Annotated in this window: 19 protein-coding genes; 9 read left to right on the plus strand and 10 right to left on the minus strand. The window is 73.3% G+C overall.

All coding sequences use genetic code 11. The features are described 5' to 3' along the window. Positions 1-77: 77 nt before the first annotated feature. Both ACN28C_RS10580 and ACN28C_RS10585 read left to right on the plus strand, forming a co-directional pair. Positions 78-554 carry a peptidase inhibitor family I36 protein gene (locus tag ACN28C_RS10580; protein WP_422773320.1) on the plus strand — a complete coding sequence of 159 codons (477 nt, stop codon included), beginning with the start codon at positions 78-80 and terminating at the stop codon, positions 552-554. Positions 555-728: 174 nt separating this feature from the next. After that, positions 729-1898, plus strand: a complete 1170-nt coding sequence (locus ACN28C_RS10585) for an acyl-CoA dehydrogenase family protein (protein ID WP_422773321.1) — start codon at positions 729-731, stop codon at positions 1896-1898. Positions 1899-1927: 29 nt separating this feature from the next. Here ACN28C_RS10585 and ACN28C_RS10590 read toward each other — a convergent pair whose 3' ends face one another. The 6 genes from ACN28C_RS10590 to ACN28C_RS10615 all read right to left on the minus strand — a co-directional run bounded on the left by ACN28C_RS10590 (position 1928) and on the right by ACN28C_RS10615 (position 7165). Further along, positions 1928-2443 (minus strand): hypothetical protein, encoded by a 516-nt coding sequence (locus ACN28C_RS10590; protein WP_422773322.1) that lies wholly within the window; start codon positions 2441-2443, stop codon positions 1928-1930. Further along, a complete protein-coding gene (locus ACN28C_RS10595; protein ID WP_422773323.1) occupies positions 2440-3069 on the minus strand; it encodes a hypothetical protein in 630 nt (209 codons plus the stop codon). The genes ACN28C_RS10590 and ACN28C_RS10595 overlap by 4 nt, the downstream gene beginning before the upstream one ends. Further along, a complete protein-coding gene (locus ACN28C_RS10600) occupies positions 3069-3875 on the minus strand; it encodes a hypothetical protein (RefSeq protein WP_422773324.1) in 807 nt (268 codons plus the stop codon). The genes ACN28C_RS10595 and ACN28C_RS10600 overlap by 1 nt, the downstream gene beginning before the upstream one ends. A gap of 59 nt (positions 3876-3934) precedes the next feature. After that, complete coding sequence (locus ACN28C_RS10605) at positions 3935-5386, minus strand: putative T7SS-secreted protein (RefSeq protein WP_422773325.1); 1452 nt, start codon at positions 5384-5386, stop codon at positions 3935-3937. Positions 5387-5491: 105 nt separating this feature from the next. Beyond that, entirely contained in the window at positions 5492-6349 is an 858-nt protein-coding gene (locus ACN28C_RS10610) for a hypothetical protein (RefSeq protein WP_422773326.1), read from the minus strand. A gap of 153 nt (positions 6350-6502) precedes the next feature. Further along, complete coding sequence (locus tag ACN28C_RS10615; protein ID WP_422773327.1) at positions 6503-7165, minus strand: hypothetical protein; 663 nt, start codon at positions 7163-7165, stop codon at positions 6503-6505. 147 nt (positions 7166-7312) lie between these two features. Here ACN28C_RS10615 and ACN28C_RS10620 point away from each other — a divergent pair, with 147 nt between their 5' ends. Together ACN28C_RS10620 and ACN28C_RS10625 are read left to right on the plus strand one after the other, a co-directional pair. Next, positions 7313-7834, plus strand: a complete 522-nt coding sequence (locus ACN28C_RS10620; RefSeq protein ID WP_422773328.1) for an acyl-CoA thioesterase — start codon at positions 7313-7315, stop codon at positions 7832-7834. A 158-nt stretch (positions 7835-7992) separates the two neighbouring features. Beyond that, the gene (locus tag ACN28C_RS10625; RefSeq protein ID WP_422773329.1) at positions 7993-10074 is read left to right on the plus strand and encodes an acetoacetate--CoA ligase; all 2082 of its coding nucleotides are present in this window, start codon (positions 7993-7995) and stop codon (positions 10072-10074) included. A 25-nt stretch (positions 10075-10099) separates the two neighbouring features. Here the strand turns inward: ACN28C_RS10625 and ACN28C_RS10630 are convergent, their stop codons facing one another. Continuing rightward, positions 10100-10807 (minus strand): TIGR03089 family protein, encoded by a 708-nt coding sequence (locus ACN28C_RS10630; RefSeq protein WP_422773330.1) that lies wholly within the window; start codon positions 10805-10807, stop codon positions 10100-10102. Positions 10808-11042: 235 nt separating this feature from the next. Between ACN28C_RS10630 and ACN28C_RS10635 the strand changes: the two genes are divergently transcribed. Together ACN28C_RS10635 and ACN28C_RS10640 are read left to right on the plus strand one after the other, a co-directional pair. Then, positions 11043-12191 carry a glycosyltransferase family 4 protein gene (locus ACN28C_RS10635; protein ID WP_422773331.1) on the plus strand — a complete coding sequence of 383 codons (1149 nt, stop codon included), beginning with the start codon at positions 11043-11045 and terminating at the stop codon, positions 12189-12191. A 74-nt stretch (positions 12192-12265) separates the two neighbouring features. Further along, positions 12266-13372, plus strand: coding sequence for a mannose-1-phosphate guanylyltransferase (locus ACN28C_RS10640; RefSeq protein WP_422773332.1), 1107 nt, complete (start codon positions 12266-12268; stop codon positions 13370-13372). On the opposite strand, the gene ACN28C_RS10645 is transcribed toward ACN28C_RS10640, so the two are convergent. After that, positions 13363-13938 carry an NUDIX hydrolase gene (locus ACN28C_RS10645; protein WP_422773333.1) on the minus strand — a complete coding sequence of 192 codons (576 nt, stop codon included), beginning with the start codon at positions 13936-13938 and terminating at the stop codon, positions 13363-13365. The genes ACN28C_RS10640 and ACN28C_RS10645 overlap by 10 nt on opposite strands. 214 nt (positions 13939-14152) lie before the next feature. On the opposite strand from ACN28C_RS10645, the gene ACN28C_RS10650 reads away from it, so the two are divergent. Both ACN28C_RS10650 and ACN28C_RS10655 read left to right on the plus strand, forming a co-directional pair. Beyond that, a complete protein-coding gene (locus ACN28C_RS10650) occupies positions 14153-15211 on the plus strand; it encodes a hypothetical protein (protein WP_422773334.1) in 1059 nt (352 codons plus the stop codon). A gap of 383 nt (positions 15212-15594) precedes the next feature. Further along, the gene (locus ACN28C_RS10655) at positions 15595-16614 is read left to right on the plus strand and encodes an ArsR/SmtB family transcription factor (protein WP_422773335.1); all 1020 of its coding nucleotides are present in this window, start codon (positions 15595-15597) and stop codon (positions 16612-16614) included. 121 nt (positions 16615-16735) lie between these two features. Here the strand turns inward: ACN28C_RS10655 and ACN28C_RS10660 are convergent, their stop codons facing one another. Then, positions 16736-17923: a coenzyme F420-0:L-glutamate ligase gene (locus tag ACN28C_RS10660; protein ID WP_422773336.1), complete on the minus strand. Its 1188-nt coding sequence runs from the start codon at positions 17921-17923 to the stop codon at positions 16736-16738. Next, positions 17920-18882 carry a 2-phospho-L-lactate transferase gene (cofD, locus tag ACN28C_RS10665; protein WP_422773337.1) on the minus strand — a complete coding sequence of 321 codons (963 nt, stop codon included), beginning with the start codon at positions 18880-18882 and terminating at the stop codon, positions 17920-17922. The genes ACN28C_RS10660 and cofD overlap by 4 nt, the downstream gene beginning before the upstream one ends. Before the next feature lie 99 nt (positions 18883-18981). Here cofD and ACN28C_RS10670 point away from each other — a divergent pair, with 99 nt between their 5' ends. Continuing rightward, positions 18982-20118 carry a hypothetical protein gene (locus ACN28C_RS10670; protein WP_422773338.1) on the plus strand — a complete coding sequence of 379 codons (1137 nt, stop codon included), beginning with the start codon at positions 18982-18984 and terminating at the stop codon, positions 20116-20118. Positions 20119-20196 lie beyond the last annotated feature (78 nt).

Consider the following 20196-nt stretch of genomic DNA (forward strand, 5'->3'; position numbering starts at 1 on the left):
ACGGCCGTTTCTTCTCCTCCGTGCTGGCCCTCATCTAGGTTGGCGCCCGAATAACCCCTGAGGAGAGAGATGCGGCTATGAAGAGGATGCGTTCGCTGTTGGCCGGTGTCGCTGCTGTTACCCTGCTGGTGATGCTCTGCCCGGGAGCGGCCCGGGCGAACCCGTCCGGCGGGAGTGCCGATTCGGGCGTGGCGCCGGCACCGGTGGCGCCGGGGGTGGTGGACGTCAGGGAGATCGCGCCGGGCGTCTTCACCGGGCAGACCGTGGCGGCGTGGGGATGCAACTCCGGCGCCGTCTGTTTCTACACCCAGCGGGACGGCAACGGTTCTGTCTGCTGGTCGACGGGGAACGCACCCTCGTCGAGCTGTGGTTACCGGGCGTCGTACTTCAACAACGGCGTGCCCTGTGCCGGATGCGACCACGTCTACGTCTACGAGGCCGCCAACTACAGGGGCATCCTGCTGGCGTGCCTGCACTACGGCTGGGCCGAGGGGCGCGGCAACTTCCCGTACTCGGTCCCGGTCGGCTCCTACCGCTGGGGCGGCGAGTGCTGACCAGGTAGCAGCTCGCCTCGGGCGGGGCCCGGTGACGGGCGGCCGGGCGCCACCCGGGCACGGTGGTCGCCCGGTGGTGGTCCGGGGGAGGGGTGCCGGAAGTTGGTTACTGGCGGGTATCGTCGGGCTGCCGGGGGTGCCCGCCACCGGAGAACGAGTGCCGGGGAGGCTGCGGTGACCAGTGAGCCGTCGTTCGACGCATACCTGCTGCCCGAGGAGCACGAGGCGGTCCGCGAGGCCGTCCGGGAGGTCTGCGACGCCAAGGTCGCCCCGAACGCGGCCGAGGCCGACGAGACGGGCGAGTTCCCCAAGGCGTCGTACGACGCACTCAGGGCCGCCGACTTCCACGCCCCGCACATCCCCGAGGAGTACGGCGGCGCCGGGGCCGACGCGCTGGCCACCGCGATCGTCATCGAGGAGGTGGCCCGGGCCTGCGCCGCCTCCTCCCTGATCCCGGCCGTCAACAAGCTCGGCACCCTGCCGCTGCTGCTCGCCGCCTCCGAGGAGCTGAAGCGGCGCTACCTGCCGCCGGTGGCCCGGGGCGAGGCGATGTTCTCGTACTGCCTCTCCGAGCCGGAGGCGGGCAGCGACGCCGCGTCGATGACCACCCGAGCCGTGCGGGACGGCGACCACTACGTGCTCGACGGCGTCAAGCGGTGGATCACCAACGCCGGGGTGTCGGAGTACTACACCGTCTTCGCGGTCACCGATCCGGCGGCGCGGTCGCGCGGCATCTCCGCCTTCGTGGTGGAGAAGTCGGATCCCGGGGTCAGCTTCGGGGCACCGGAGAAGAAGCTCGGCATCAAGGGCTCGCCGACCCGCGAGGTCTACCTGGACAGCGTGCGGATCCCGGCGGACCGCATGATCGGCGAGGCGGGCACCGGCTTCGGCACCGCGATGCGCACCCTCGACCACACCCGGGTCACCATCGCCGCCCAGGCGGTCGGGATCGCGCAGGGGGCGCTGGACTACGCGAAGGCGTACGTGCGGGAGCGGAAGCAGTTCGGCAGGGCGGTCGCCGAGTTCCAGGGCATCCAGTTCATGCTCGCCGAGATGGGCATGAAGCTGGAGGCGGCCCGGCAGTTGACGTACGCGGCGGCCGGGAGGTCGGAACGGGGCGACGCCGACCTGACCTACTTCGGCGCGGCGGCGAAGTGCTTCGCCTCGGACGCCGCCATGGAGATCACCACCGACGCGGTGCAGCTCCTCGGCGGGTACGGCTACACCCGGGACTACCCGGTCGAGCGGATGATGCGGGACGCCAAGATCACCCAGATCTACGAGGGCACCAACCAGGTGCAGCGGATCGTGATGGCCCGACAGCTGCTCAGGACCGACGGATAGCCGCCACCGTCAGGAGGTCTGCCAGACCGTCAGGAGGTCTGCCAGAGCAGCCTGGCCCGGGACCAGTCCGCCGACCGGAAGACGTACGCCACACCGCCGTCGCCGAACGTGATCATCCCGCGCTCGTCCGGGAAGCTGGCGAGCTGGGCGACGAAGATCGGCGCGGCGGCCGGGGTCTGGTCGTACTGCACCCACACCGGGTGGGTTCCCGGAGTCCAGCCGGCCGGTACGAGCACCTCGGTGCCGAGTGCCACCGGCCCGTCCGGGTCGGCCGTGACGCTCACCCACTCCGGCACGGCACCGTCCGGCTCCACGAGGGCCGCGTTGGCGCCACCCTCGGCAGGCCAGGACTCGGCGTCCTCGGCGTACGACATGAAGACCAGCACCAGCCGCTCCTGTACGGCGAACTGGCCCACGAACTCCAGCGGCTCACCCCGGTGCGCCGGCCAGCGCGGCGCTCCGGACCAGCAGGGCCGGCCGCCCAGCCGGGTGATCGGAGCCACCGCCTCGGCCGGGGTGGCCGGCCGCCAGCCGCGGTCGCTCACTCCGCCACCGAGAGGTTGACCTGGGCGCCGTCCGGCAGGCCCTTGAGCTGCACCGCGATCGGGCCCCGGATCCGCATCGCGGTGGCGGCGTCCCTGGCGATCAGGTTGTCCAGCTCGTAGCCGCCGCCGAGCACGAAGAACTGCCGGGGGATCAGCCGCTCGTCCGGGCCGAGCGCGCCGTGTTCGTCCTGCCAGGCCCGGGCCAGGTTCGCGGTGGCATTGACCGGTGGATCGTCCAGCAGCCAGGCCGCCCAGGACTCCAGCGACGGGCCGATCACCCGCACCTGCGCGGTCTCCGGATCGAGGCTGACCACGTGCTCGTGCATGATCGCGAACTGGGTCCCGAGCACGTCCTGCCCGAAGCAGAAGGTCTCGCCGGTCAGTCCCTCGTAGGTGTGTTTCCAGGTGCTCTCGTCGTTCCAGGTGACCAGCTCGGGGCCGACGCCCGGCCCACCGGCGTGGAACACCTGCACCCCGGCGTCGAAGGCGAAGAAGCCGTTGAGCCGGCTGAGCATCCGGCCCAGTTCGGCGAAGGGGCCGGTGGCGGGTCCGAAGTCCACCTCCGCGTTCGCGCCGAGCGGGCCCCTGGCCCGGCCGAGCAGCGTCTCCAGCGCGGTCTGGGTCATCAGGCTTCCCCCTCGCTCGCTTCGGGGCCCAGCGGCCCGGAGAGATAACGATCCCAGACGGCCGGCGTCACCGCCCGGCGCAGTGTCGGTTCGACGGCCAGGTCGGTCGGCAGGCAGTCCCAGCTCGCGTACGGCCGCCAGAGCGGGGCGGCCGAGAGCAGCAGCCGCTCCGCCTCGGCCGGATCGCCGTCGTGCACCGCCCAGCCGGCCAGCCAGACCCGGCCGGGATAGCTCGGCGGATCGTCACCGCCAGCGCCGCGCAGCCGCCGGGCGGCGTCGATGTCGTTGGCCGACTCCAGGGCCGACCAGAGTGCCCGCCGCTGGTTGGGGCGGAGTGTGGCGTACGGCTGTTTCCGCAGTGCCTCGCCGACCGGCCCGAGCGCGCCCGGTGCGCCGCCCCAGTCGTGGTGGTTGGGGAGCAGCGCCGCCGGGCCGGTGCCGTCGAGCCGCCCGGCGAGCCAGTCCAGCCGACGGGCCAGGACGCTGCCGGCCGGCGGCAGCCCGGCGAGCCGGCGCAGCCGGGGCCCGGCCGGTATTCCGGCGTGCAGGTCGGCCGCGAGCAGTGCGGTGTCGAACGGGAAGTCCTGCTTGGCCAGCGCGGTGTCGGCCTCGGCCGTGATCACCGACTCGGCCAGCTCGGCGGCGTCGCCGGGCCGCTCGGTCCAGAGCAGCAACTCGATCGCCGACGCGGCCGCCTGCCACCGGTCGTCACCGGCGGCGGGATCACCGGCCAGCGCCAGCAGCTCGGGCAGGACCTCGCGGCCCCGGCTCTGCCGGGCCCGGCTGGCCAGCGCGGTGGCGTCCACGGTCGATGACTCCTAGATCGCTACGGCGTTCGTCGCTACGGCATTCGTCTCTTCGGGATTCACCTGACGGTTATCTTGATCATCGCACCGTCGGGCAGGCCTCTCAGCCGGTTGCCCATGCTAGCCCCCGCGCCGGTGTTGTCGCTGCTGTCGATGTATTTCACGCTCGCGCCCTCGCCGCCCTCGGCGAACATGGCCGGCGGGTACTCGTCGCGGTCCAGGCCGTCCCGGCCGCGCGGCTCGACCCCGCGCAGCGAGTCGGCCCGGTTGGCGTCGGCGCCGGCCCGGTCGATGGTCAGGATCGACGGCTTCGGGTCACCCTGGACCACCCGGTCGCCCCGCCAGATCTGGCCGGACTGCGCGTCCAGGATGTGCTGGGCGGACTCCGGGTGCCGGGAGCTGTTGATCGGGATCTCCTTGACGTACTCGGCCCGGCCCTCGCGGAACGCGGTCAGCCGCTCCTGGAGGTTGAACCGGGGCGCCGGGGTCGCCCGCATCATCAGGGCGCCGTCGGCGGTGATCCCGGCGATGTCGTCGGCGACCGGCACCCGGGCCGCCGCGCGGAGGCCGCTGCCCAGCCGGCCGGCCTCGTAGGCGAGCCGGTTGCCGCCGGCCCGCAGCGCCCCGCCGAGGGGCTTGACCAGTTTGCCCACTCCGGGCAGGAGATTCAGCCCGACGTCGATCAAGATGGTCTGCAGCGAGCCCTCGCCGGTGGCGGCGTAGATCGACAGATCGATCGCGGAGGCGGCCAGCGCGGTGCCGAGCGCGATCGGCGCCATGATCGGGGTGAGCACCGGGATGAAGGAGAGCAGGCCGGCGACGAGGGAGACGACCTTCAGCGCGCCGGAGAGCTGCTGGAGCAGCTCCTTGTTGTCCCGGACGAAGTTGGTGAACTGGCCGCCGAGGTCCCACCACTTTGGATTTTCCGTGAACCGCATCCCCTTGGCGTCGTTGACGACGGCGACACAGTCCCGTACGGCGGTGGTCAACTGCCCCCGCAGGTTGCCCGCCTCGGCGACGCAGGCGTCCCAGTCACGCTGGGCCTGCCCGAGTGCGGCTCCGGCGGCGCCGCTGTCCGAGCGGTAGGTGTCCGGGGTGGTCTCCTCCGGCGGGCGGTTCGCCATCTCCCGTTCGTGCCGGGCGTCGGCGGCCTCGGCCCGGTCCGCCCGCCCCCGGGCGGCCTGCAACGCCTGCCAGAGCCCAGGAGCGCGCTGGGCCACCGGGCGCATCTGCCCCTGGAGGGTGTCGAGCCGGTCGGCGAAGGTGGTGAGCCCGGTGGAGACCCTGTCGAAAGCGTCGCCGGTGATCCGCAGATGCCGGGGCATGTCGGCGTTGAGCCCGTCGCGGAACTGGTCACCCTCCGGCCCGACGAACTGGCTGGTGTCCAGGCCGGTGATCTGGCCGGCCGCCCCGGTCGCCGCGCCGGCGAACTGGTGCCACCGGCCGGCGGAGGCACGGATCGCGGCCGGGTCGCCGTCCATCCTGAACAGGTGCGCCGGAAACTCGGCCATGCGACGCCTCCCCACCTAACGACCAATACCTATTTCAGCACTCCTCGGCAACAGGTGGGATTCCTCGCCGGAACTGTGGCGCTGTGGCGGTGTCGGCGCACGGGGTCAGCGGTCGCCGAGCCGGCGGGTGACTCCGTCCATGTCGTCGTCCGGGCCGGTGATCTGGGTCGTCTCGTCCGCACTCGACGGCTCGGCCGGTCGCGACGCCGGTGTCGGGGGTGGACCGTGGTGCGTCGCCCCGGCCGGTGCGTGGTACGGCGGTGCCGGGGGCGGCGGTGCCGGGGGTCCGTAGTGCGGTGGCACCGCCGGGCCGAAGTTCGGCGGTGCGGACTGGGGGAAGCTCGGTGCGGCCGAGGGACCGTAGTTCGGCGGGTGCCCGGCGGGCCCGGGCATGCCCGGCGCAGGCTGCCCAGGCACCGGGCCACCGGGCGGGAACTGCCCGGGCACCGGGCCACCGGGCGGGAACTGACCACCGGGCGGGAACTGAGGACCGTGTGGCGCGTAGGTGCCCGGGTATGGCCGGTATCCGGGCTGACCGGGGGCGCCCGGCGGGCCGGCCGGGGCCGGACGGGCGGAACGCCACCGGTGCGGTACGGCGACGGTGGCGAAGAGCAGGACGCCGAGCAGCACGGAGAGCGCCCCGGACGGCGCGGTGAGCGCGAACCGGACCCCGAAGAGCGAGTCCGGCATGACGTCGATGAGTGAGCCGAAGTCGACAAGCGACCAGAGTGCCATGATCATGAAAAGGGCCCCGGCGACCGCCGGACCGACCGGGGACCAGCGGGGGAGCAGCAGTGCGGCGAGCAGTCCGCCGACGACCAGCAGGACGGCGAACCCAAGGAGTTTGTCACCGAGCTCGTCGACCTGGATGCCACCGTTGAACCTGATCCACCCGATGCCGGTCAACACCCAGATCGTCGGGGCGCTGACCAGGCCGAAAAACAGCGATCCAAGGTGTCGCACGGCGGCGTCCCCTCTCCGGGTGTCTTCCGGCACCGTACCGGTACCGGGCAACGCCGTGCCCCCGGCGGCGTGCTGGTCCGGGGCGGATCGACTGAACGACCCGCCCCGGCACGGTCGGGCTCCGTCGTGGTGCCGGCTCGTCGTACGGGTCGGTCAGCCTGTGGTGCTGTCCGCCGCGTCGTCGCGCTTGGGGCCGGTCCGGGGCGGTGCCGCCCACGGAGATCCGGCCTCGCGGCGTGGCAGCGGCGTTGTCGGCGTGGTGTCCGGCTCGGGGTAACCGAGCGTCGGGGGCCTGACGTCGCTCTCCGGCGGGTTGGTCAGCGCGGACCAGTCGGTCCGGGGCGCCTCCTCCACATCGGATGCCGACGGGGCGGAGCCGGCGGTCGCCGGGCAGGGCCAGCGGCGCCACCGCTGGGTGCTGAAGGTCGCCATCAGCAGCAGCGCGCCGATCACGAACGTCGTGCCGTTGTCCAGAACCTGGACCAGCGGCAGCGGGTCGCCGAAGAGGCTCCAGTTCGCCGGCACCGCGTCGCGTACGGCGAACGGGTCGATGAAGAACCCGACGTACGGGGCGGCCAGCAGTAGGCCGGCGACGAGCGGACCGGCCGGGGAGAGGCGCAGCGTGCCGAGCAGGCCGAGCAGGATGCCCGCGACCGCGAGATAGACGGCCCCCTGGATCAGGTTGGCCGTGTTGTACGTGCCGAGTTCCTCCCACCGGGTGACCGTGCGGGCCGACCCGTCCTGACCGAGCGCGATCAGGATCCAGGCAAGTGGCGCCGCCACCACTCCGGCGAGGAAGCTCCAGAGATGTCGCATCCGCGCACCGTACCGCCTGGAACGGCGTGGAGCAGCCTGCCCCGGCGCGTCTAAATCGATCTTGCTGACTGTCACCGTGGGGTGACCGGGGTGAGCTGGGTAACCGGCGAGGGTGACACGACCCGCTCCCACCGTACCGTTGCCGGCATGACCGAGCAGTTCCTGCCACCGCCGCCGGGGAAGCCGACCGCGTACTCCCGGGTCACGCTGAGCCGGATCATGACGGCGGTCGATGTCAACCTCTACGGCACGGTGCACGGTGGCGTGCTGATGAAGTTCGTCGACGACGTGGCGGGAGCCTCGGCGGCGCGCCACTCCGGCGGTACGGCGGTGACGGCCGCGATCGACGAGATCGTCTTCGCCGAGCCGGTCCGGGTCGGCGACCTGGTGCACGCGCACGCCCAGGTCAACTGGACCGGGCAGACGTCGATGGAGGTCGGGGTCCGGGTGGTCGCCGAGCGCTGGGACAGCGCCGAGGACGCCCCGATCCTGGTGGCCACCGCGTACCTGGTCTTCGTCGGGGTGGACGTGGCCGGCAACCCCCGCCCGGTCCGCCCGGTGCTGCCGGAGACCCCCGAGGACGAGCGACGGTTCCGTGAGGCGGAGATCCGCCGGGAGCACCGGCTGGCCAAGCGCAAGGCCATCCAGGCGCACCGGGGCGCCGCCTGACGCACCCACCCCTCCGAAGGGCGGTTAGGAAGGGGCCCTGCTACGACAGAAAACGATATGCGGGGGCCCTTCCTTGTGTGGGGTGGGCACACGTCGGGTGGGGTGGCGGGGGCGGACAATGGCGGGTCGGGTGTTGGGCGCAGGGGAGGAGCGGGCGGATGGTCGACGGCGAGGTGCTCTGGACGCCACCGGCCGACGTACGGGAGCGGAGCCGGATCGGGGACTACCTGGGTTGGCTGCGCCGGCACCGGGGTCTCGACCTCGACGACTACGAGGCGCTGTGGCGCTGGTCGGTCACTGATCTCGACGGCTTCTGGCGCTCGATCTGGGACTACTTCGAGGTCCGGGCGTACGCCGAGCCGACCGTGGCGCTCGCCGATCCGGCGATGCCGGGGGCCCGCTGGTTTCCCGGTGCCACCCTCAACTACGCGGAGCACGTGCTCCGGATGCCCGGGATCGCCGACGACGAGCCGGTGGTGATCGCGCACAGCCAGACCCGCGCCCCGGTCACCCTGACCGCCGCCGACCTGCGCGAGCAGGTACGCCGGGTCCGGGCCGGGCTCGTCCGGCTCGGTGTCGGTGCCGGTGACCGGGTGGCGGCGTACGCCCCGAACATCCCCGAGACCCTCGTGCTGATGCTCGCCACCGCCAGCCTCGGTGCGGTCTTCTCGTCCTGCGCGCCGGAGTTCGGCACCCGCAGCGTGCTGGACCGCTGGCGGCAGATCGCCCCGACCGTGCTGGTGGCGGTGGATGGCTACCGCTACGGGGAGAAGCCCGTCGACCGCCGGACCGAGCTGGCGACGATCCGGGCCGAGCTGCCGTCGGTGGCGCACACGGTGGTGATCCCCTACCTGGCGCGGGGCGACGCGTCGGAGCCCGACGGCGGGCCGGTCTCCGGCGGTGCGCCGGGGTCCGCCGCCGGGCCGGGGCGGGTGGCGGGGACGTCGAACTGGGCGGAACTGGCGGCCGAGACCGGGGAGCCGCTGAGCTTCGCGGCGGTGCCGTTCGACCATCCGCTCTACGTGCTCTATTCCTCGGGCACCACCGGGCTGCCGAAGCCGATCGTGCACGGGCACGGCGGGATCCTGCTCGAACACCTGAAGATGCTGGCGCTGCACCACGACCTCGGGCCGGGCGACCGGTTCTTCTGGTTCACCACCACCGGCTGGATGATGTGGAACTTCCTCGTCTCCGGCCCGGCGGTGGGCGCGGCGATCGTGCTCTTCGACGGCAACCCGGCGGTCCGGGTCGAGCCGGGCCGGCCGGCCGAGCCGGACCTCGGCACCCTGTGGCGGCTGGCCGCCGAGACCGGCACCACCTACTTCGGCACCTCGGCGCCGTTCCTGCTGGCCTGCCGCAAGGCCGGGCTGCGCCCGGCGGAGCTGGTCGACCTCTCCGCCGTGCGCGGGGTCGGTTCGACCGGTGCGCCGCTGCCGGCCGAGGGCTTCCGCTGGGTGTACGACGAGATCGGCGCCGACCTGCGGCTCGACTCGATCTCCGGCGGGACGGACGTCTGCACCGGGTTCGTCGGCGGCGTGCCGCTGCTGCCGGTCCGGGCCGGCGAGATCAGCTGCCGTTGTCTGGGCGCCCGGGTCGAGGCGCGGTCGGCCGGCGGCGATCCGGTGCTCGGCCAGCTCGGCGAGTTGGTGATCACCGCGCCGATGCCGAGCATGCCGGTCGGGTTCTGGAACGACCCGGACGGGAGCCGCTACCGGGAGGCGTACTTCGACGTCTATCCGGGAGTGTGGCGGCACGGCGACTGGATCACGGTCAGCGAGCGGGGGAGCTGTGTGATCACGGGTCGGTCGGACGCCACCCTGAACCGGGGCGGGGTGCGGCTCGGCACCGCCGAGTTCTACTCGGTGGTGGAGGGGCTGCCCGAGGTGACCGACTCGCTGGTGGTGCACCTGGAGGACGACGAGGGCGGTGCGGGGGAGTTGCTGCTCTTCGTCGTCCTGGCCGAGGGGCTGGAGCTGGGGCCGGAGTTGACCGCGCGGATCAACCGGGAGCTGCGTACCGGCCTCTCGCCCCGGCACGTGCCGGACGGGATCCACCAGGTCGGCGCGGTGCCGAGGACGCTCTCGGCGAAGAAGCTGGAGGTGCCGGTGAAGAAGATCCTCACCGGGGTGGCGGTGGATTCGGCCGCCGCCACCGGCGCCCTGGCCAATCCGGAGTCGCTGGCCGCCTTCGAGCGGCTGGCCCGGCAACGGACCGGGGCGGCGCCGGCCGGCTCGGCGTGACGTGGGCGGGCCGGTGTGACGTAGGTTACCTCAACCGGACCGTGACCTTTTCCGCCAGCGCCCGGTCGGCGAGCCGGGCCGGGTCGAGGTTGCCGCAGAGCACCGTGCTGGCGCCGACGGCCAGCGGGGCCAACAGCCAGTCCACCGGGTCGGGGTGCCGGGCCGCGTCGACCAGCACCCGGTCACCGGCCCCGATTCCCAGCTCGGCGGCGCGCGTGCTCGCCAGGTCGACCAGCACCGGGTCCTGTGGCCCGGCCGCGGGGTACGGCGCGAAGTGGTCGCCGTGCCCGCGTACCTCGACCACGTAGTCGGTCCAGCCGGCCGGCAGGTCCCGCAGCGGGGCGGCGAGCGGGGCGAGCGCGAGGGCGTACCGCTCACCGGCCGGCCAGGCGTCCGCCTCGGCGACCCGGTCGGCGGCGGCGAAGAGTACCTCGACCGGGTGCCCGGCCCGCTCGCCGGGGCGGGCACCGTCGACCGCCAGCCCGGCCGACCAGCAGCCGAGCAGCACGGCGGCGGTCTGCCAGTGCGGCGGGAGCAGCACCCCGGCCGGGTCGCCCGGTGCCACGCCGGCCGAGTCGACCAGCAGGTTGGCGGTCTTGGCCACCCAGTTCGCCAGGGTCGCACCGGAGAGTTCCGTGCGGTCGCCGGTCGCGTCGTCGTACCAGGTCAGCAGCGGTCGGGTCGGGTCGGTGGCGATCGCGGCGGCGACGAGCGCGGCAATGTTCTCGGTCATCGCCCGCGACGATACCGATCGGGTGAGCGCCGGTCCGGAGAGCGCCGCTCCGGACGGCCGGCGAGGTCGGTCTCCGGCCGGGCCGGCGCCGACGGTGACGGTGCGTGGCGGCCGTGTCAGAGTCACCGGAAAGACAGTTGCCCGACGGGTCGCAGTCGACGCGTCCGGGACCGTGCGGCGTAGGCTTGGAGCAAGTGTTGTTCCCCACATCACATCCAAGTCGAGGAGTTGCCCAGTGACCGCCGGTCGCCCGCCCCGCGTGCTCATTGACGCCACCAGCGTCCCCGCCGATCGCGGCGGCGTGGGCAGATACGTCGACGGCCTGCTCGGCGCCCTGGGCAAGCTGATCGGGCCGGGCCTGGAGCTGGCCGTGGTCGGACTCCGCACCGACGTCGAGCGATACTCGCGGATGCTGCCGGCCGCCGAGGTGATCGCCGCACCGGCGGCGGTGGCGCACCGGCCGGCCCGGCTCGCGTGGGAGCAGACCGGGCTGCCGCTGCTGGCCCAGCAGGTCGGCGCGCACGTGCTGCACTCGCCCTTTTACACCTGCCCGCTGAGGGCGGGCTGTCCGGTGACGGTCACCGTGCACGACGCGACCTTCTTCACCGAGCCGGAGCACTACGACAAATCAAAGCGGACCTTCTTCCGCAGCGCGATCAAGACCTCGCTGCGCCGGGCCGACCGGGTGATCGTGCCGAGCAAGGCCACCCGGGACGAGCTGATCCGGCTGCTGGACGCCGACCCGACCCGGATCGACGTCGCCTACCACGGGGTGGACCAGGCGGCGTTCCACGCACCGAGCGACGAGGAGAAGGCCCGGGTACGCGCCCGGCTCGGCCTCGGCGGGCACAGCTACGTGGCGTTCCTCGGCTCCAAGGAGCCCCGCAAGAACGTGCCGAACCTGATCCGGGGCTGGGTGCTGGCGGTCAAGGACCGGCCGGAGCCGCCGGCCCTGGTGATCGCCGGTGGTCAGGGGCACGACGACGACATCGACCACGCGGTGACCGACGTCCCGGGCCACCTACGGCTGCTCCGCCCCGGTTACCTGCGCTACGCCGACCTGCCGGGCTTTCTCGGTGGTGCGCTGGTCGCCGCCTATCCCTCCTACGGCGAGGGCTTCGGGCTGCCGATCCTGGAGGCGATGGCCTGCGCCGCCCCGGTGCTCACCACGCCGCGGCTCTCGCTGCCGGAGGTGGGCGGCGACGCGGTCGCGTACACCAGCGAGGATCCGCAGCAGATCGCGACCGATCTTGCCGCGCTCCTCGACGACGAGGCGCGCCGGCTCGCCCTGGCGAAGGCCGGCTTCGACCGGGCCAAGGAGTTCACCTGGGAGTCCAGCGCGGAGGTGCACCTGGCGGCCTGGGGCCGGGCCCGGGCCGCGTAACGAGTCGGGTGGAAATCGGGTGCTATCAGCCGGTGTGCGCGTGCCGCACCTGACGTCTCGGGCATGATGTGGCGATGTTCTACGCCGTGATTCCGGCCGGCGGCAGTGGCACGCGTCTGTGGCCACTCTCGCGCGCCGGCCGCCCCAAGTTTCTCCTCCCGCTGACCGGCTCGGACGAGTCGCTGCTCCAGGCGACCGTACGCCGGGTGCGCCCACTCTCCGGCCCGGACACCACGTTCGTGGTCACCGGCGCCGCGCACGCGGTGGCGGTGGCCCGGCAGTTGCCGGACGTACCCGAGGAGAACGTCCTCGTCGAGCCCTCCCGCCGGGACTCCTGCGCCGCCATCGGGCTGGCGGCGGCGATCATCGCCCGACGCGATCCCGACGCGGTGATGGGTGCCTTCTCCGCCGACCACGTGGTCGGCGACCAGACGCGCTTCCTCGAGGTGCTCCGCGCGGCGATCTCGACGGCACAGGACGGCCTGATGGTCGCGGTCGGCATCACCCCGACCCACCCGGAGACCGGCTACGGCTACCTGGAGTCGGGCGAGCCGATCGGCGACGGCCCGGCCCGGCAGGTCGTCCGCTTCAAGGAGAAGCCCGAGTACGATCTCGCGGTCAAGTACGTGGAGTCCGGCCGCTTCTACTGGAACGCCTCGATGTTCGTCTGGCGGGTCGACATCTTCCTCGGCGAGCTGGCCCGGCAGCAACCGGAGCTGCACGCCGGACTGATTGAGATCGCCGAGGCATGGCACACCCCCGAGCAGGCCGCGGTGCTGGACCGGATGTGGCCGAAGCTGACCAAGATCTCGGTCGACTTCGCGGTGATGGAGGGTGCGGCGGAGCGCGGCCTGGTCGCCACCGTGCCGGCGGACTTCCGCTGGAACGACGTCGGCGACTTCCACACCCTCGGCGAGGCGCTGTCCGGCGACGACGCCAGCAACGTGGTGCTCCGGGAGGGGCCCGACGGCACGCAACCGGCCGGCCGGGTCGTGCTCCGGGACACCGAACGCTCGGTGGTGGTGAGCCAGTCGGGCCGGCTGCTGGTGACCCTCGGTGTCCAGGACACCGTGGTGGTCGACATGCCGGACGCACTCTTCGTCTGTGCCCGGTCCCGCGCGCAGGAGGTCAAGGAGATCGTCGCCGCGCTGGAGGCCGAGGAGGCCCACCCCTACCTGTGAGGTGCCGGGTGCGGGAAGTTTCGCTCGAAGACGGCGATGGCCGGTGCCACCAGGTGGGCGGTGGCACCGGCCAGCGGTTCGGGCAGCGCGTCCGGCGGAAACCAGCCGAGCTCGACCGACTCCGGGCTGACCCGCTCCACAGCACCGGGCGGGGCGACGGCGGCGAACCGCAGGTCGTGGTGGAACGAGCCGCCCCCGCAGGAGACCGGGTGGACGTCCAGGTCGATCGGGGTCGGGTCGAGCCGCAGGCCGGGGATCCCGGACTCCTCGGTCGCCTCCCGCAGCGCCGTGCCGGCCAGGGTCGCGTCGCCGGGCTCGCAGTGCCCGCCGAGCTGGACCCAGCGGCGGAACCGGCCGTGCAGGCAGAGCAGCACCCGGCTTCCGGTCGCGTCCAGCACCAGGGCGCTGGCCGTGACGTGCCCGGCCCGGTGCTCCCGGGTCAGCGCAGCCGGGCCCGCCTCGTGCAGCAGCCGCAGCGTCCCGGCCAGGTTGGCGGTCGCCTCGGGCGTCGGCGGCCGCCAGGCGGTGAGCAGGGCCAACGCGTCGGCGTAGAGGGCATCGGGCACGGCCCCACCCTAGTGCTGTGACACCAACCTGCACGGTGATGGACGGCACCAGGGGTCATCGTGGCGGTTGGCCAGGCGGGGCAGGCCGGGTCCCGCACCCGAGGAGGCGTGACCAAGGGCCGCACGAACTTGTCCGTGACGCAGGTCGCACGACGCCCGACACCGTGCACGCTCGTGGCCAGGGAGCTGGTGCGGAGTTCGTAGCATGATCGGTATGACGTGCCCTACGCGTACGGTCGAACTCGCCGTGGCCGGCAACGAGGCGAGCGACCTGCTGCCCGTCCACGCCCGCGAGGTGCTCGCCGCGCACGGTGCGCGGCGGGCGTTCTGGACGGTGCTCGACGAGGGGTCGGTCGAGCACTGCCTGGCCCTGCTGGTGGAGCGGCACGACGGCGAGTGGCAGACGCACCACATGTGGATGGACGCCGGGACCGAGAACGGCCGGACCGAGGACGGCGAGGCGCTGGCCCGGCACGACGGGTGGATCTACGTCTTCGGTTCGCACTTCGGCTCCAAGCGCGGGCCGCTGCGCCCCCGGCGGGCCTTCGTGGCCCGGTTCCGCGAGGCGGAGGCGGCCGGTCCGCTGCTCCGGCTGCACGTGGTCCGCAACCAGTTCCGGCTGCACCGGGCGGTGAACGACGCCCTGGTGGCGGCCGGGATCGCCGTGCTGCCGCCGGGTGAGCGGGTGCGGCACCGCTTCATCGCCGCGACCCGGGACCGGGGCATCGCTCGAGCCAAGAGCTGGGCCGGCCGACTGGGCGCGGAGGACCTGCCGGTGAACGTCGAGGCGGCGGCCTTCACCCCGGCCGGTACGGTGCTGCTCGGGCTGCGGTTCCCGGTCACCGACCGGGGCGAGCCGATCCTGGTGGAGCTGGCCGACGTGGCCGGGATGTTCGACCGGCGGAGCTGGCCGCACGCCGTCGGGGCGTACGCGTTGACCGGGGTGACCCGGCCCGGCGAGCTGACCGGCTTCCGGGCGCTGTCGGCCCGGGACGACGGCGGGTACGACGCGGTGGTCGGCTCGATCGACGCGCTCGGCAAGCGGTCGGTGCTGCTCGACGACCATCCGGCCGGTGGCGACGTGACCAGCCGGCACGTCCGGTTCCGCTGGCCCCCCGCTCCGGCCGGGGCCAGCGTCGCCGGCGATCTGGTGGCGGACCTCGCGCCGCTGCACAACGTGGAGGGGCTGACCGAACTGGACGGCGCCCGCTACTACGTGACCGACGAGGACCACCGGGTCGCGTTGTTGATCATGTCAGAGCTGCCCGGCTGAGCACGGCAACGGGCACGCCCACTCCGCGCCGAGACACGCCCTCCGCATGCGGCGCCGATCCCGATCCGCAGCAGGGCGCTCGGAGTGTGGAGAGGGTGTAGAGAAGGGAGGCGACAACCCGGACGGCGCGCTTCGCGGACGGCTGTCCGCGAACCCTCGTGGCGATCGTCCGGGTCGCCGCGTTCCTCCCCTACCCCCCAGCACGCCGCAGAACCAGCGGGCGGTTAGGCACCGCGTGACTCCGTATCGGCACAGTGAGCATGCCCGCCCGCGTCGCCGGGCGTCGAGGTATTTCGACTGACACTGAAAGACGCTGATAGATAGCGCCCGGTAGAGTGCGACTGGTTGCCGGCCAACCCCATCCGGCCCCGGGAGTGCATGCCATGCTGCGGATCTTCTTCTCCGGTGAGGACGTCGCCCGGACCCGTGTCGCTCCTGCCGCCGACCAGATCTGGGAGCTGGTCCTCAGCCTGCACCTGTTGCAGGGACGCAGCCGGGACCCGGTGATGGCGGGCTGGCGACGTGGCGTCTCCGGCGGGCTGCGCCGGGACACCGTACCGGGCCAGTTGCGACTGCTGCTCGCCCTCAACCCGCCCCGGGGCTACTTTCCCGACTTCCTGACCCCCTACCACAGCATGTACGGCCTGGCGGCAGGGCTCGACGCCGTCCGCTCCACCCCGATCGGCGCGCTGGAGCGCGACCTCAACGTGCTGGCCGCGGAGAGTCCGCTGCCACTGCCCAGCTCGGCGAGCACCCTGGCGCGGGGTGACGTCGAGGTACTGGAGCACCTCACCGACTCGATGCGGGTCTACCAGGCGACCGCGATCGAGCCGTACTGGGACCGGATCCAGGCCGCGGTGGAGGCGGACCGGGCGCGCCGGGCCCGAGCCCTGCTCGACGGCGGGACCGAAGGGCTGCTGGCCAGCCTCCGCCCGGCGATGCGCTGGGAGGCGGGGCTGCTGGAGGTGCCGGGCTATCCGGTGAAGCGGGAGTTGCATCTCGACGGGCGCGGGCTGCTGCTGGTGCCGTCGTTCTTCTGTGCCCGCATCCCGGTGACCCTGGTCGATCCCGAGCTGCCGCCGGTCCTGGTCTATCCGGTCGATCGGCTGGGTGGCCTGACCCCGGCGCCCGGCGAGGGCGCAGGCCCGGCCCGGGGGACCGGCCGGCCGGAGAACCAGGCCGCGCTCGCCGCGCTGATCGGCCGGACCCGGGCCCGGGTACTCGAGGTGGTGGGCGACGGCTGCTCCACCGGAGAGGTGGCCCGGAGGCTGAACATCTCGCCGGCCGCCGCGAGTCAGCACACCACGGTGCTGCGTAACGCCGGGCTGCTGGTCAGCCACCGTGACCGCAACACCGTGCTGCACATCCTGACCCCGCTCGGCCGGGCCATGCTGACCGGCTGACCGCCGGCCCCGCTGCTGCCCCTCTCCGAAGCTGGCTCCGTGGCCCCCGCCCGGTTCCGTCCGGCGGCAGATTAGCGTCTTCGCCGAGGACGTCCGCGGACCGACGGCGGGCGTCGGCGGCTCAGCCGGCGACGGTCGGCGGGGGCAGCGGAGCGCTGACCAACAGGGTCACCCCGACGCCGGCCTCGCCGCCGCCGGCAGCCGGTAGCGCCGGCAGGAGAGCCGAGCCGATCCCCTCGGCGGCCAGGGCGGCCCGCAGCCGGTGCAGGTCGGCACCGAACCGGATCAGGGCGTCGGGGTCGGGCCCGGTCGGCCCGGGTGGCGCGCAGTCGAGCAGCGCGGTGGCCGGTAGCTTCTCGGCCGGCACCGTCGCGCCGAGCCGGGCGCGTACCCGCTGCTCGTCGGTGACCAGGGTGCAGACCGTGCCGGGCGCGACCACCCCGGCCACCGTCCGCAGTGCCCGGTCCACCGCCGCACGGTCGAGTCCGCCGTCCGCGCCGTCCAGCACCGCCGGCACCACCGGAGCGGGTGTGCCCGGCGTCGACTCGCCGAGGGTGGCGGCGGCGCGCAGCCCGTCCGCCCGCGCCTCGGCGGTGCCGAGGGCGAACAGGTCGTGCTCGGCGTCGCGGACCAGCACCGCCGCGCCGGGCCCGTCGTCGGGGTCGGCCGTGCCGAGATAGCCGCGGACCACCGCGACCGGCACCTGGTCGCACTTGCCCTTGACCAGCTCGCCCGCGCCGGCCAGCTCGTCGACGACGGCCATCTGGGTGATGTGCAGCTTGTTGCCGTACGGGTCGACCTCGCCCCGGTGATCGCGGACCGCCGGCATCCCGGCGACCCCGAGCGCGACGTCGGTGAGGCCGTTGCGCCAGGGCCGGCCCATGGTGTCCGAGACGATGACCGCGATGTCGGCGCCGTGCCGCTCCCGGATCCCGGCCCGCAGCGCCCGCGCGGAGGCGTCCGGATCCTTCGGCAGCAGGACCAGCCGGGAACGGTCCACATTGGAGGCATCGATCCCGGCGGAGGCCATCACGAAGCCGTGGTGCGTCTGGACGATCCGGGTCCCGCCGCGCCGGGCCACCGGACGGGCGGTCTCGCCGGCCAGCACCTCCGCCCGGGCCGCCTCCCGCTCCGGCCCGTCGACCGGCACGTCGACCAGCCGCCCCTCGGCCTTCGAGACGACCTTGCTGGTCACCACCAGCACGTCACCGTCCCGTAGCCACGGCGCGGCGGTTGCGATCATCGCCGACAGGTCGTCACCTTCGGTGACGTCGCCGATGCCGAGCACCGGAAGCACCTCAAGTCTCATCCCAGCTCCACCGCGGTCCGCACCATCGCCGTGGTCGCCGCCTCGTCGGTCATCCAGAGCGGAGCAGCCCGCACGGTCACCCCCTCTACCTCGGTCCCGGCGTCTGCGGTGTCCACCAGCCAGGCGTCCAGGATGCCACCGGTCGACCGGGCGCCGTAGAGCCCGCCCACCCCGGCAGCGGTGCATGGCACGCCGAGCACCGCCAGGCAACGGTCGGCCATCCCGCGTACCGGGGCGCCGCCGATGATCGGCGAGACTCCGATCACGGGTGCCCGGCCGCCGACCAGCGCGTCCCGCAGGTCGGCGACGGCGAGCACGGGGGCGATGCTCACCACCGGGTTGCTCGGGGCGAGCAGCACCACGTCGGCGGCGGCCAGCGCGTCGAGCACCCCGGCAGCCGGCTTGGCCGCCTCCGCGCCGACGAAGACGAAGCGGGAGGTGGGCAGGTCGCCGCGGTGGCGTACCCACCACTCCTGGAAGTGGATCGCCCGCTGGGCGTCCGGGCCGCCGGCGTCGGATGCGCCCACCACGACGTGGGTCTCCAGGCGGTCGTCGGTGGCGGGAAGCAGGCGTACCCCGGGCTGCCAGCGGGCGCAGAGTGCCTCGGTGACCGCCGAGAGGGGATAGCCGGCGTTCAGCATGGTGGTCCGGACCAGGTGGGTCGCCACGTCCCGGTCGCCGAGGCCGAACCAGGTGGGCTCCGCGCCGTACGCGGCCAGCTCCTCCTTGACGGTCCAGGTCTCGCCGGCGCGGCCCCAACCCCGCTCCCGGTCCGCCCCGCCGCCGAGGGTGTACATGACACTGTCCAGGTCCGGGGAGATCCTCAGGCCGTGCATGACGACGTCGTCGCCGACGTTCACCACCGCGGTCACGTCGGCGCCGACCTGACGGGCGTACGCACGGACGCCGATCAGGAAGCGGGCGCCGCCGATGCCCCCCGTCAAAACTGCGATGCGCATGGCCTCCATCCTGGCCCATCCGCGTCGAACGGGCGGCGGTCGGGCCGGCCGACTAGGCTCAGGCGTCGCAGGAGTCCGTCACCGCCCTCAGGGGGAGCCTTGACCAGCCAGCCCGGGCCCGCGCCGAGCGAGGCGCCGCAGGCCAGTTCGACAACCAAGCCGCTGCGCGAGCTGATCGCGCTGGTGCTCGTCGGAGCGAACGCCCTCTTCCTGTTCAGCGGGCTGATCGAGCTCTTCTTCGGCGGCTGGGAGGGCTCCGACTTCGGTGGCCGCTCGCTCAGCCTCTTCTACGCCTTCGCCGGGTTGGAGCAGATCGCCCTGCCGGTGCTCGCGGTGCTGCTCGCCACGCACCTCCAGCCGGTGGTCGGGCACGCCCGGCTGATCACGCTCATCGCGCTCGTCGAGTACGGTGTCTCGCTGCTGCTCGGCGTGATCACCCTGCTCGCCGGGATCTTCGGACTGCTCGCGGAGACGCAGTTCCGGCAGGCGTTCACCAGGACCCTCGTCTTCGGCGGGATGTTCCTGATGCTGCTGGTCGCGGCCTTCGTGGTCTTCCGGGTGTGGCGGCTGCTCTTCCAGGTGCCGAAGCCGAAACCCCAGCCCGGTGTCTACGGCCAGCCCGGCGTCTACGGCCATCCCCAGTCCTACGGCCAGCAGCCTGCGTACGGCCAGCCGCCGTACGGCCAGCCGCCGTACGGCCAGCCGCCGTACGGCCAGCCGCCGTACGGCCAGCCGCCGTACGGCCAGCCGCCGTACGGCCAGCCGCCGTACGGCCAGCCGGTCGCTCCACACCAGGGGTATCCGCCCGCCGCCCCGCACGTCTACGGCCAGCATGGCCAGCCCACGGTCTACGGTCAGCCGACCGGCTACGGTCAACCCGGGTACGCCGCGCCCTCCGCCGCTCCGTCGTCCGCCCCGCCGGCCTCGGCTGCTCCCGCGGCTCCCTCCTCGGCGCCGCCGTCGTCCGCTCCACCGGCTCCCTCCTCGGCCCCGCCAGCGCCTCGTGCCGAGTCGTCCGCACCGCAGGTTGAGACCGGGCCAACGGACGCTCCCGCGGACGCCCCGGCCGGCGAGCCGGAGACGGAGGAGACCGGGCGCACCCAGGTGATCTCGCAGCGGAGCGGGTCCGACGTCCCCGACCGTACGCAGCGGATCAACCCGGCCAGCCAGCAGCCGTCGGCCGGCGTCCAGCCGCCGCCGGCGGATCGCGACGACGACCCGACCCAACCACGCTGATCCGACCAGGGCCCGGCCGCCGGCTGTGACCGTTGCCACCTCCGCCCGGCTACGGCAGCAGGCTGGCGGGCACGGTGT

It is taken from the genome of Plantactinospora sp. WMMC1484, assembly GCF_049315195.1.
GTDB lineage: Bacteria > Actinomycetota > Actinomycetes > Mycobacteriales > Micromonosporaceae > Plantactinospora.

Bases quoted from the DNA above. Each gene is read 5' to 3' on its own strand.
- ACN28C_RS10580 (WP_422773320.1), top strand. From the start codon at position 78: ATGAAGAGGATGCGTTCGCTGTTGGCCGGTGTCGCTGCTGTTACCCTG.
- ACN28C_RS10595 (WP_422773323.1), bottom strand. From the start codon at position 3,069: ATGACCCAGACCGCGCTGGAGACGCTGCTCGGCCGGGCCAGGGGCCCG.
- ACN28C_RS10605 (WP_422773325.1), bottom strand. From the start codon at position 5,386: ATGGCCGAGTTTCCGGCGCACCTGTTCAGGATGGACGGCGACCCGGCC.
- ACN28C_RS10615 (WP_422773327.1), bottom strand. From the start codon at position 7,165: ATGCGACATCTCTGGAGCTTCCTCGCCGGAGTGGTGGCGGCGCCACTT.
- ACN28C_RS10620 (WP_422773328.1), top strand. From the start codon at position 7,313: ATGACCGAGCAGTTCCTGCCACCGCCGCCGGGGAAGCCGACCGCGTAC.
- ACN28C_RS10625 (WP_422773329.1), top strand. From the start codon at position 7,993: ATGGTCGACGGCGAGGTGCTCTGGACGCCACCGGCCGACGTACGGGAG.
- ACN28C_RS10630 (WP_422773330.1), bottom strand. From the start codon at position 10,807: ATGACCGAGAACATTGCCGCGCTCGTCGCCGCCGCGATCGCCACCGAC.
- ACN28C_RS10640 (WP_422773332.1), top strand. From the start codon at position 12,266: ATGTTCTACGCCGTGATTCCGGCCGGCGGCAGTGGCACGCGTCTGTGG.
- ACN28C_RS10650 (WP_422773334.1), top strand. From the start codon at position 14,153: ATGACGTGCCCTACGCGTACGGTCGAACTCGCCGTGGCCGGCAACGAG.
- ACN28C_RS10655 (WP_422773335.1), top strand. From the start codon at position 15,595: ATGCTGCGGATCTTCTTCTCCGGTGAGGACGTCGCCCGGACCCGTGTC.
- ACN28C_RS10660 (WP_422773336.1), bottom strand. From the start codon at position 17,923: ATGAGACTTGAGGTGCTTCCGGTGCTCGGCATCGGCGACGTCACCGAA.
- cofD (WP_422773337.1), bottom strand. From the start codon at position 18,882: ATGCGCATCGCAGTTTTGACGGGGGGCATCGGCGGCGCCCGCTTCCTG.